Below are 11,890 nucleotides of genomic sequence, written 5' to 3' on the forward strand. Positions count from 1 at the left end.
CCGGGGCCTGACTATCTCTTCAGTTGTCGGTGCTACTTGAGGGCGTTCAGTGCGAAGTCCTCCGTGATCGGCTCACCGGACACAAGCTCGGTGCTCCGAGTCTGCGGCTTGTAGCCGTCCTTGGCTGCAATCAGGGTGAGCGGGTTGTTGCGGATGTCGAGCCAGTACGCGTAGTTGCCGTCCTTGTCGGTGATGAACGTGTAGGACTGCGCCCACGAGTCCACCTCGACGGTTGCACCCGGCAGCGGAGCGCTGGCACCGGTCTTGCTGACGCCGGTCACCGTGCCCTGGATCTTGGCCCAGGTCGACGGCGGCGTGACGGTCAGCTTGATGTCGACCGGGTTGACCGTGTACGGCGTGTCCTCACCGATCGTGACCGCAGCGGTGTAGGTGCCCGGCTGGTCGACCGTCGCCTTGAGGGCGACCTTGACCGTCACCGACTCGCCCGGGGCCAGCTCGGCCTCGGTCTTGTCGAGCGACAGCCAGCTCACGTCGGCCGCGGACTCCGAGCAGTCCTCCAGACCCGGCAGGTTCTCCGAGTCCGGGGTGGCGGTGAAGCCACCGGACGAGCCGCCGACCTTGTAGAAGCCACAGGCCGCGCCACCGCGGTACCGGGCCTGGTTGGCGTTCGGCAAGGCTGCCCACGTGTTGCTGGCCGGGTCGTAGGCGAAGCCGGCGTTGGTGACGGCGCCCGCCTGGACCCCGCCGACCACGAGCAGCTTGCCACCGGCAACGGCGTACGAACCGGCCCAGTGATCGGCCGGAGCGTCGGCCACCGCGGTCCACGAGTTCGCACCCGGGTCGTAGACGTAGGCGTTCTTCAGCGAGTTCGTGCCGTCGTTACCGCCGGCGCAGTACACCTTGCCGTCGATCGCGCCACACGAGATGAACGCGGCCGCCTTCGGGTACGCCGCGAGCGGCGTCCAGGTGTTGCTGGCCGGGTCGTAGCTGACCACCGTGTTGCTCATCGGCAGGCAGTCCGAGGTGGTGCAGCCACCGACGGCGTACAGCTTGCCGCTGGCGACGGCCTGACCGGCACCCGCACGCGGGGACGGGTTGGCCGCTACTGCGGTCCAGGCGTTGGCAGCCGGGTCGTAGGACCAGGTCGCCGCGTCCGGACCGGACGCACCCCAGCCGGCGCTGGCAATGATCTTGCCGTTGACCGCACCGACGGTGATGGCGTTACGGGCACCCGGTAGAGGGGCGATGGCAGTCCACGCCTTGGCCGCGGTGTCGTACTTGTAGCTGTTCCCGGACGACGCCGACCCGTTGCCACCGGCAATCGAGTAGATCGTGCCGTCGACCGTGACGACGCGGTTGTCCATCACGGCGGACGGGTAGTTGGCGATCCCGGTCCACGGTGCGGCACCCGGAGCGTTGGTGTCCGGAACGTCGACCGGCTTGCCCGACAGGGTCTGCGCGAACGAGGTCGGGACCTGGATCCGCTGCAGCGGGGCGCCCGTGCCGGTCAGCACCTGCGCCTCGGTGGTCTTGGTGCCGTTGGCGTTCTGCAGGACGAACCCGCCGTCCTTCTCACCGAACTTCACCTTGACCGGCGCACCGCCGGTGTTGGTGACGGTGAAGTTCTTGGTGGTCTTGCCACCGATCGGCAGCGTCGCACCGATGTCGCCCGGGGTGACACTGAGCTGACCGGCGGCCAGCGTGTAGTCGGCCGTGGTCACCCAGTCCGCCTCGACCGAGACGGTCGACTGCGCGCTGACGTAGTTGCCGGCCTTGGCGGTGAAGCCCTGGTCGCCGTCGGCCGAGGAGTACAGCCAGTAGAAGCCGTCGGCCAGACCGGTGTCCTCCGGCGTGGCGACCGTCGTACCGGACTCGGTGGAGCCGTCACGAGTGACGACCGCGCCGTTGACGGCAGCGCCGGTGTTGGCGTCCTTGACGTTGCCGACGACGAGACCGCCGCCGACCGGCTGACAGATGACCTGGCTGCCGATCAGGACGTTGTCGACCTGCCACCACCACTCGTACGAGGCGTCGTAGTAGTGGAAGCGAACCTTGACGGCGGACTTGCCGGCCGCCTGCGGGATCGCGATCTCCTTGGTACCGCGGAGATCGGTCGCCTGCGTGAGCACGTTGGCCCAGGTGGTCCCGCCGTCGATCGACAGGTCCACGTCGGCCTTCTCGCCGCCGAGCCAGTTGAGGTCCTGGTTGAACCGGATCACCGGAGCGGTGACCGCGGACAGGTCCACGGCCGGGCTGACCAGCGAGGTGTCCTGCGCGCCGCTGGAGCCGTACTTGTCGCTGTCGATGATCGCGAAGCCACCGGCACCGCCGGAGAGGTTGCCGCGCTTGCCCGGGTCGTCGAACTTCCAGACCTGGCCGTTGGCCTTGTTGTCGACCACGGTCCAGCCGCTCGGCGCCGCTGCGGCGTCGAACGTCTCGTAGACGCCGTCCGAGCCGTTCTTGTAGCCCGGAGCGGTCAGGCAGGAGTCCTGCCGGACCTTGACGGCCACGTTCTTGGTGACGTTGGTCGTGCCGACCGTCACCGGGACGGTCGTGGTCTCGTAGCCCGGGATCTGCGACTCGACCTTCAGGCTGTACGCCGCGCCGCCCGGAACCTTGAAGCTGAACCGGCCGTTGCTCGGGGTGGTGTAGTCGAACACGCCGCCCGCGCCCACGACGCTGACCTTCGCGTACAGCGGCCAGCCGTGGCCGGAGCCGTCGGAGATGGTGCCGCCGACGCTGACCTGCGGCGAACTCGCCAGGGCGAAGTCCTTCGTGGTGGTCTGGCCGGTGGTGACGACGACGGTCGCGGTCTGCGACTTGTAGCCGAACGATGCGACGGTCAGGTCGTACGACCCGGCCGGGAGCACGCTCGAGTAGGTGCCGGTGCTGGTGGTGGTCAGGACCTTGTCGGGCTGACCCGCCGCCTTGACCGTCACGCTGGCGCCGGCGAGCGCAGCGCCGCCGGTAGCGGCGGTGACCTTGCCGGACAGGGTGCCCGTGTTACCGGTCGGAGCGGCGGTGACCAGCGCGAGTGCGTCGAGGCGGCCCTGACCGAAGACGTTGTTGTTCTCGGTGGTGCCACCGCACTGGGTGCTGGCGGTGTCGATCGCCGTCGTGTTCAGCAGCGCGCGGGTAGCGGCCACGTCACCCTTCAGCGTCGGTGAGGCCGACCACAGCAGCGCTACCGCGGCCGCGAGGTGCGGCGTGGCCATCGACGTACCGTTGAAGGCGCCATAGGTGTTGCCGGGCAGGCTCGACCGGACGTTCACGCCGGGGGCCGAGATGTTCGGCTTGATCGTGCCGTTCTGACCGGCACCACGGCCGGAGAACGAGGCGATGTTGTTGTTGACGTCGTAGGCACCGGCCGAGTAGTTGCTCGTCGAGCTGCCCGGTGAACCGGACGTGTTACAGGCCGAGCCGCTGTTGCCGTTGGCGAACGCACCGAAGATGCCGGACGCGGTCCAGGCGAGGGTGACGTCCTCCATGAACGGGTCGTTGGACGGCGCCGTCGAACCCCACGAGTTGTTGATGACGTTCGGCCGCTTGCTGGCGTCGGGGTTCGCCCCGGCCAGGTTGGTCGGCTGAAGCATCCACTGACCGGACGCGATCAGGGCCTCGTCGGACGGGCAGCAGCCGTTCGCGGCGATCCACTTGACGCCCGGTGCGACACCGATCTGGTTCCCGGCGCCGTCGTCACCGGCCATCGTGCCCATCGTGTGGGTGCCGTGACCGTTGCCGTCGGCAGGCTGGTTCGGCGACGTACCGGCCGCGTCGAACCAGTTGTAGTTGTGGTCGAACGTCCCGTTGCCGAGGTTTCCGCGGTACTGCTTCACCAGCGCCGGGTGGTCGAACTGCACACCGGTGTCGATGCTGGCGACCGTGATGCCGGCGCCCTTGTCACCGAACTGCGACCAGACCTGGTCGGCCTTGATGTTCGCGACGCCCCACTCGACCGAGTTGATCTCGTGCTCGGAGGTGCCCGCGGTGACCTTCGGCACCTCGACCGTCATCGGGTTGTAGAGCCCGGCGACCTCGGTGTGCGCGGCCAGTTGCTTGGCCAGGTCGAACGATCCACCATTGACCCGGATCGCGTTGGTGGCCCAGAACGCCTTGTACTGCACGCCCTTGGCGTCGAGCTCGGCCTTGACGGCCTTCTGGGTGGCGGTCGCGGTCGCGCGCAGCGTCTCGGCCACCGCGGTCCCGCGCTCGGTCCAGTCGGTGATCTTGCTGGCGGCGGTCAGGTCCGCCTTCTGGCCGAAGTACACCCAGAAGTCCGTGGCGGCCTTGGCGTCCTTGCCGTTGAGCTTGGTCATCAGATCCGGCTTGATCTTGCTCACCGGGTCCGTACCGGTCGGCTTGGTGGGCGGCGCGGCCAGGGCGGCGCCAGTGGCGCCCAACCCCGTCGCGACGACGGCCACCGTCGCCAGGGCGCCGACCAGAGTTCTGGCGAGCCCCCTACGTCTGCTGTCTGACATTCTTCGCAGCCCCTCACTGTGACGACCCCGAGTTGACTCCCCCGAGTCATGTGGTGCGCAGAGGGTGCAGCCGGTTCGCTGGCGGTGAACCGGTGTGAGCGAACGCGCTCCGTGCCCCCCAGGTCGCCGCATGTGACACGGCGAGCCTGTCGAGGACCCTATGCGTCAGCTGAACCGGGTCACAAGCACACTTCGTGAGCAAGATGTGACTAGCTGTCGCGTGAATCGAAGCAAACTGGTCAAAAATTGGCAGTCCGTTGACGATCTGAGGCAGAGGTTGACATCGTGACGGGATGGTCACCGCCCGTGTCCCCGCCCCAGCGGACGTCGATCTGACCACGACCGACGCCCATCCGTTCCCGCTGCTCATCGCAGTAGCAGCCTCACCCGAACAGCGCGTGCGCCTCGCCGAGCTCATCGACGACGTCGCGCCGCTGCTGCTCGTCTCCAGTCTCGACGAACTGCGCAAGCTCTTGGTTCCCGGCCGGCAACCACCGCCGTCCGAACAGCCGGAGCCCCCCGAACCCGAGTCCGCCGACCTCACCTCGGACGAGGTGCTCACCATCGACCGGGTCCGCTCGGTCGCCCAATGGCGTGGCCGGGAGGTCCAGCTGACCGAGCTCGAACACGACCTACTGGCCCGGCTGATGTCGGCGCCCGTCCGGGTCTGGACGTACGACGCTCTCCACCAGGCCGTCTGGGGAACCCGCGAACTCCGCGGCACCGCCGACGTCCACTCGGTGGTGAAACGGCTGCGCCGGAAACTCGACGACCTCGGTACGACGGTCACCATCGACGCCGTACGGGGAACCGGCTTCCGCCTCACCGATCACCAGCACCCCGCCATCACCTCCCTCCGAGCCGGCTGACCCTCCCGCCATCACCTCTCTCCGAGCCGGCTGACCCTCCCGCCATCACCTCCCTCCGAGCCGGCTGACCCTCCCGCCATCACCTCCCTCCGAGCCGGCTGACCCCTCCCACCATCTGATGGGTTAACCCATCAGATGGTGGGTTCTGGACTCGCATGCGGGTGCAGAACCCACAACCTGATGGGGGAACCCATGAGATGGCGCGGCGTGCCGGCCGGAACGGCCAGGCTGGTCGTCAGCGTCAGCGTCGGCGTCGGCGTCGGCGTCGGCGTCGGCGTCAGCGTCGGCGTCAGCGGCAGAGGGTGATGGGGACGCGGATGTCGGGGCCGCCGTCGTTGATGAGGACGGAGGCGTCGATCACGCGTGCTCGGTAGAGCTTGAGTTCGCCTGGTTCGAATGCGGCCAGCTCGGAGCGTCTGCTGCGGAAGATCTGCAGGCACCGGGATAGCTCTGGTACGCCGACCTGCTCGGCGTGTGCGGTCAGGTAGACGGCTTCGCCTGCCAGGAAGGGCACCTGGGAGTTGAAGATGACGATCGCGACCTCAGGGCGTTCGGCGATGTTGGTCGAGTGCCGGCTGGTCGGCCGGGAGACCCAGTAGAAGTCGTTCCCGTCAGGCGTGAAGTAGACGGGGGAGGCCCAGGGATGGCCGTCGCGGTCTGCGGTGGCCAGCGTCAGGTAGTTGTTGGCGTCGATGAGGCGCCGCGCGGTGTCTTCGGGTGTCATACCCCCAGCTTCGGCGCGGGCCGAAGTTCCGGCATCCGTGGCCACCACGGAGATTAGAGTGCCGACGTGGAGTGGACGGAGCTGGTGTCGGCGCGGGAGGCCGAGGTGCTGGCCGCGATTCGCGCGCACCAGTCGAACGCGCAGATCGCAGCTCGCCTGCATCTGTCCATCCGCACAGTCGAGAGCCACGTCGCGTCGCTGCTGCGCAAGGCCGGCGTATCGGATCGTCGTTCGCTGGCAGCGCTCGCGGCTGAGTCGGTCACTGGTTTGCCCGTGTACCCGACGTCGTTCGTCGGGCGCTTAGTGGAGCGTACGGCGGTCGTCGCCGCGCTCGGCGAGTCACGGCTGGTGAGCCTGGTCGGGGCCGGCGGCATGGGCAAGACCCGGCTGGCCGTCGAGGCGGCCGCTGGTCAGGATGCCTACTTCGTTGACCTGGTTCCGGTCCGGGCTGGGGGAGTTGGGCAAACGATTGCTCAGGTTCTGGGCGTCGTCGAACGACCTCCTGGTACGCCGACCGATGCCGTACTCGACCGATTGAGGTCGGAGCGGGTCCTGCTGGTGCTGGACAACTGCGAGCATGTCATCGCCGAAGTCGGTGAGTTGGTTGCCCGCATCCTCCGGCTGTGTCCACAGGTACGGGTCCTGGCGACCAGCCGGGAGCGCTTCGCCGTACCGGGTGAGCGGCTGATCCAAGTACCGTCCCTGGGCGCCGAGGCTCCGCGTCTGTTTCTGGACCGCGCCAAAGCCACCGACCCCGGCATCGTCGCGGCCCCATCGGTGGTCGAACGCCTCTGCACCGCCCTCGACGGAATGCCGTTGGCAATCGAACTGGTCGCCGCCCGCTCCGCCTCTCTCGGAGTCGACGGCGTCGAGGCCGCTCTGGACGACCTGCTCCGGTTGATCTCCGGCGGCCGTGGCCCGGATCAACGCCACCACTCGCTCAGTGAGGTCATCGGCTGGAGCCTCGACCTGCTCTCCGATGAGGAGCGCCTGTTCTTCCGTCGGCTGGGTGCTTTCGTCGGTGGCTTCGACCTGGACGCAGTCGTTGCCCTCAACCGGGAGCTGACCGTTGGCGCAGCCGCCGACCTGATCGGCCGCCTCACCGACCGAAGCCTCGTCGTCCACCGCCGAGTCGGTACCACTGCGCGATGGTCGCTGCTGGAGACGGTGCGAGCGGTTGCCCTCCACGAACTGGTGGCAAGCGGCGAGGACATCACTCCGCGGTACGTGCGCTGGGCCGCCGACACGGCAGCTGCAGTGGACGCTCTTGACTTCGATGCGGTCGCCGACGACCTTCGCAACGCCCTCACCCAGACGACACCCGACAGCTACCGGCTCGCGAAATCCCTGGCCCACTTGAGCTTCATCCGCGGCCAGGTGGTTGCTGCCCGCAACCACTACGTCCGGGCCGCGGAGCTGAACCCGGATCACCCTGCGGACGATCTCGGGTCGGCTGCCGCCGTCGCTCTGGTGTCTGCCGATGGGGCGACCGCCTACGGATTGTTGCTGAAGGCAAGTGATCAGGTGGACGGGGCGGCGCGGGCGGTGGCGCTTGCTTCGGCCGTGGTGGCGGCTACCCGATTCTCGATGTCGTTCGAGGAACCGGTTCCGCGGGAGCGGTTGATCGCCTTACTGGATGAGGCGACGGCTTCGGCTGATCCCGGCGACGCGCGATGTGTCGCCGTACTGGCGATTGCGCGAGCTTGGGCTTCGGGGGAGACGCCGCTCGATCCGGATCTCGAGCTGTCGCGGACCGCGGTGGAGGCGGCTCGTCGTACGGGCGATCCTGTGTTGGTGCCGGGCGCGCTGGATGCGTTGGGTACGGCGCTCGCCAACGCCGGCCGACTACGCCAGGCGCATCGGTTGTCGGATGAGCGACTGCGGTTGGCCGCTGGCGCCTCGCCTCACGATCCCGCGGTTGCGGCCGAGTTGGTCGACCTCTTGCACGTTGCCTCGACCTCCGCGATCGCGGCGGGGGATCTGCCGGCGGCCGCGCGCATCGCCGTACAGGAGGGTTCGGTCGCGACGCATCCCGCGATCATCGCGCCGCGGCTCATCCGCCTCTATGGATTGACCGGTCGATTCGACGAAGCGCTGGAGCAGGCCGACATCCTCTGGGACGGCTGGCTGTCCGCGACCGCGGTCGGCGAGCTCTCCTCGTTGCGTGGCGACTGGCCGTCATCAGCCGCGTCGATCGTGGCCATGGTCCACGGCCTGCGTGGTGACGGACCGGCGTACGAGGAATGGCGCCTGCGCGCTCGCCGCATCGCTCACGTCGACAACGCCGCCGATTCCCTCGCCCTGGCCGCTCCGGCCGCCTTCGTCGACGCGCGCATCGCCGTCCACACCGCCCGGTACGACGACGCCCGCGTGCTGGTCGACGCCGCCCTGATGCCGTTCGCCGAGAAGTGGTGGTTGCCCTACGCCCACGCGGCCGGGGCGGAGCTGGCAGTGGTCGCCGGGCTGCCCGATGCAGCCGACTACCTGGTTGCAGCCGAACCAGCCGCGGCCGAGAACGACTGGGCCGCCGCCTGTCTGACCCGCGCCCGAGCTCGTCTGAGTGGTGATCGGGCCTTGCTGGTCGAAGCGGTAGCCCAATGGGACCGCATCGACGCGGACTTCGAGCGCACAACCACCCTGTCGCTCGCAGCAGGCCGAACGACTCACGCCTGAGGCGCCCAAACTCCGGCGGCCACTTTGAGCACCCATCAACATGAATCGCCTGGTCTGGTGGTTGAACCGTGCTCAAGGTGGCCGGGTGGTTGCACCTTGAGCACCGATCAACCATGAATCGCACGGTCAGATGGTTGAACCGTGCTCAAGGTCGCCGGACGCGATTCAGTGGTGACTACGGATCACACCGAGGCGCCGTACCAGCAGGCTTGTGACATCAACAGCAAGCCTGCGAAGGAGAAACATCATGGGTACGGTCGCCTCGGCCATGTCGATGTCGCTGGACGGTTACGTCACCGGACCGCACGTCAGCCGCAAGAACCCGCTCGGTGAAGGTGGACTGGTCCTGCACGAGTGGCTGAATACCAAGGCGACCGCCGCCGACCAGGCAGTGCTTCAGGAGATGGGCGACGGAGCCGGCGCGATCCTGATGGGACGCCGCTCGTACGACATCTCTGTCGGCGAAGGCGGCTGGGGTGACGGCGGTCCCGCCGGCCAGGTCCCGTGCTTCGTGCTGACGCACAACCCGCCCGCTGAAGCGCCCGACGTGTTCACCTTCGTCACCGACGGCATCGAGAGTGCCGTCAAGCAGGCCCAAGCCGTCGCCGGCGACAAGACCGTCGGTCTCCACGGCGCCACCGCACCCCAACAGGCCCTCGCCGCCGGCCTCCTCGACGAGATCCACGTCCACCTCGTCCCGGTCCTCCTCGGCGGCGGCGTCCGCCTCTTCGACCTCCTCGGCGGCGGCCCCATCACCCTCGACCGCACCCGAGTAGTAGAAGCCGGCAGCGGCGTAACCCACCTCCGCTACCAGGTCGTCCGCTGACAAGCCTTCCCCCACCGACCGCCGCAGCACACTCACCCCACATCGGCGAACCCTCCACCTCGGGAGATATCCCCTCAGCTGGAGGGTTGCCCGTTGAAAATCTCAGGGGGCAACCCACCACCTCAATGGGCAACCCATCAGGCCATGGGGAGCAGCGCCGGGAAGGGCCCGGGTCCGCTGTGTGGAAACTCCATGCCGCCTACCGCACATTTGTTTCCACACAGCTGGATGTCACACGTCGCGGGTCAGGCTTGGCCGCGGCGTACGGCGAGGATGTGGCAGGGCTCGGCGTTGGGGTCGAGCTTGACGTAGTTCTGCTGGCCCCAGCGCCACGTGGCGCCGGTGATCTCGTCGTACACGGTGAAGGTGTCTTCCGGGCGCATGCCGAGGGCGGCCATGTCCAGGTGGACGACGGTCTCGCGAACGGCGTGCGGGTCGGTGTTGACGACGATGATCACGGTGTCGCTGTGACCGTCGGCGACGGTGGTGCGCTTCGAGAAGCACATGATCGCCTCGTCGTCGGTCGTGTGCAGCGACAGGTTGCGCAGCTGCTGCAGCGCCGGGTGCCGGCGGCGGACCGTGTTCAGCAAGGTGATGTACGGCGCCAGGGTGCGGCCCTCGGCGTCGGCGGCGGCCCAGTCGCGGGGGCGGAGCTGGAACTTCTCGGTGTCGAGGTACTCCTCCGAGCCCGGCCGCAGGGCGACGTGCTCGAACAGCTCGTACCCGGCGTACACACCCCACGACGGTGACGAGGTCGCGGCGATCGCGGCACGGATCTTGAATGCGCCGGGTCCGCCGTACTGGAGGTAGGCGGTCAGGATGTCCGGGGTGTTGACGAAGAAGTTCGGCCGCAGGAAGTGGCCGCTCTCCTTGGTCAGCTCCTCCAGGTACTCCTCGAGCTCCCACTTCTCGTTGCGCCAGGTGAAGTAGGTGTAGGACTGGTGGAAGCCGACCTTGGCCAGCTCGTGCATCATCGGCCGCCGGGTGAACGCCTCGGACAGGAACACCACGTCCGGGTCGGTCTTGCGGATCTCGCCGAGCAGATACTCCCAGAAGTTGACCGGCTTGGTGTGCGGGTTGTCGACCCGGAACACCGTGACGCCCTTGTCGATCCACAGCTTCACGATCCGCAGCACCTCGGCGTAGATGCCTTCGGGGTCGTTGTCGAAGTTGATCGGGTAGATGTCCTGGTACTTCTTCGGCGGGTTCTCGGCATACGCGATCGAGCCGTCGGCGCGGACGTTGAACCACTTCGGGTGCTCCTTGACCCACGGGTGGTCCGGCGAGGCCTGCAGGGCCAGGTCGATGGCGACCTCGAGACCGACCTCACGGGCCCGGCCGACGAAGTACGCGAAGTCCTCGAAGGTGCCGAGCTCGGGGTGGATGGCGTCGTGGCCGCCCTCCTCCGAACCGATCGCCCACGGCGACCCCGGGTCGCCTTCCTTCGGGTCGAGGGTGTTGTTCGGGCCCTTGCGGAAGGCCTTGCCGACCGGGTGGATCGGCGGCACGTAGAGGATGTCGAAGCCCATCTTGGCCACGGCCTCGAGGCGCTCGGCCGCCGTCCGGAAGGTGCCGGACTTCCATTGCCCGGAAGCTTCGTCGTACTCGGCGCCTTCGGAGCGCGGGAAGAATTCGTACCAGCTGCCGTAGAGCGCACGCACCCGGTCGACCCACACCGGGTAGGTCTCCGACGAGGTGATCAGCTCACGCACCGGGTAGCGCCCGAGCGCGGCGCGCACCTGCGGCGAGATACCGGCCGCGAGCCGTGCCTCCGGCGGGAGCGCGCTGTTGGACAGCGCCTGCGCGGCGTCGCCCAGGGTGGCCCGATCAGCCCGTACGGCGGGCGGTACGCCGGCCGCCGCGCGGTCGAAGAAGGCGGCGCCTTCGGCGAACATCAGCTCGACGTCGATCCCGGCCGGGATCTTGATCTCGGCGTTGTGCCGCCAGGTGCCGTACGGGTCGCTCCAGCCCTCGACCGCGAACGTCCACGCGCCCTGCTCCTGCAGGGTGACGTCGACACTCCAGCGGTCGGTGCCGGGCGCGCCCGGCGTCATCAGCATCCGTCTGGTCTGTCCCGTCGGCGACGTCAGGACGACGTTCGCATTCACCGCGTCGTGGCCTTCGCGGAACACGGTGGCCGCGATGGTGAACGTCTCGCCCACGGCGGCCTTGGCCGGATACGCGCCGGCGTCGACGGTCGGGGTGACGTCGGTGATCGGGATGCGCCCAGTCATGGCGTAAAGAAACCTTCGCTTCCGTAATTAGCGGTGCGGCGGGTGGGGAACTCTGTGATCGTTGAACTACAACCCTGACCGTATCGGTTCCCACCGTCCACATCTCGCAACCGGGGGTCACGGTT

Annotated in this window: 6 protein-coding genes; 3 read left to right on the plus strand and 3 right to left on the minus strand. The window is 68.1% G+C overall.

Features of this window, described 5'->3' with window-relative positions:
* Positions 1-32 precede the first annotated feature (32 nt).
* The gene (locus ACFVWG_RS40115; RefSeq protein ID WP_391548768.1) at positions 33-4,439 is read right to left on the minus strand and encodes a S8 family serine peptidase; all 4,407 of its coding nucleotides are present in this window, start codon (positions 4,437-4,439) and stop codon (positions 33-35) included.
* Positions 4,440-4,732: 293 nt separating this feature from the next.
* Here ACFVWG_RS40115 and ACFVWG_RS40120 point away from each other — a divergent pair, with 293 nt between their 5' ends.
* Positions 4,733-5,308 carry a winged helix-turn-helix domain-containing protein gene (locus ACFVWG_RS40120; RefSeq protein WP_391548769.1) on the plus strand — a complete coding sequence of 192 codons (576 nt, stop codon included), beginning with the start codon at positions 4,733-4,735 and terminating at the stop codon, positions 5,306-5,308.
* A gap of 289 nt (positions 5,309-5,597) precedes the next feature.
* Here the strand turns inward: ACFVWG_RS40120 and ACFVWG_RS40125 are convergent, their stop codons facing one another.
* Positions 5,598-6,032, minus strand: coding sequence for a pyridoxamine 5'-phosphate oxidase family protein (locus ACFVWG_RS40125; RefSeq protein WP_391548770.1), 435 nt, complete (start codon positions 6,030-6,032; stop codon positions 5,598-5,600).
* A 66-nt stretch (positions 6,033-6,098) separates the two neighbouring features.
* On the opposite strand from ACFVWG_RS40125, the gene ACFVWG_RS40130 reads away from it, so the two are divergent.
* Complete coding sequence (locus ACFVWG_RS40130; RefSeq protein ID WP_391548771.1) at positions 6,099-8,705, plus strand: ATP-binding protein; 2,607 nt, start codon at positions 6,099-6,101, stop codon at positions 8,703-8,705.
* A gap of 247 nt (positions 8,706-8,952) precedes the next feature.
* Entirely contained in the window at positions 8,953-9,531 is a 579-nt protein-coding gene (locus tag ACFVWG_RS40135) for a dihydrofolate reductase family protein (RefSeq protein ID WP_391548772.1), read from the plus strand.
* 245 nt (positions 9,532-9,776) lie between these two features.
* On the opposite strand, the gene ACFVWG_RS40140 is transcribed toward ACFVWG_RS40135, so the two are convergent.
* On the minus strand, positions 9,777-11,765 hold the full coding sequence (locus ACFVWG_RS40140) for a maltotransferase domain-containing protein (RefSeq protein ID WP_391548773.1): 1,989 nt from the start codon (positions 11,763-11,765) through the stop codon (positions 9,777-9,779).
* Between the last annotated feature and the right edge of the window lie 125 nt (positions 11,766-11,890).

The organism is Kribbella sp. NPDC058245 (assembly GCF_042882005.1).
Classification (GTDB): Bacteria; Actinomycetota; Actinomycetes; order Propionibacteriales; family Kribbellaceae; genus Kribbella.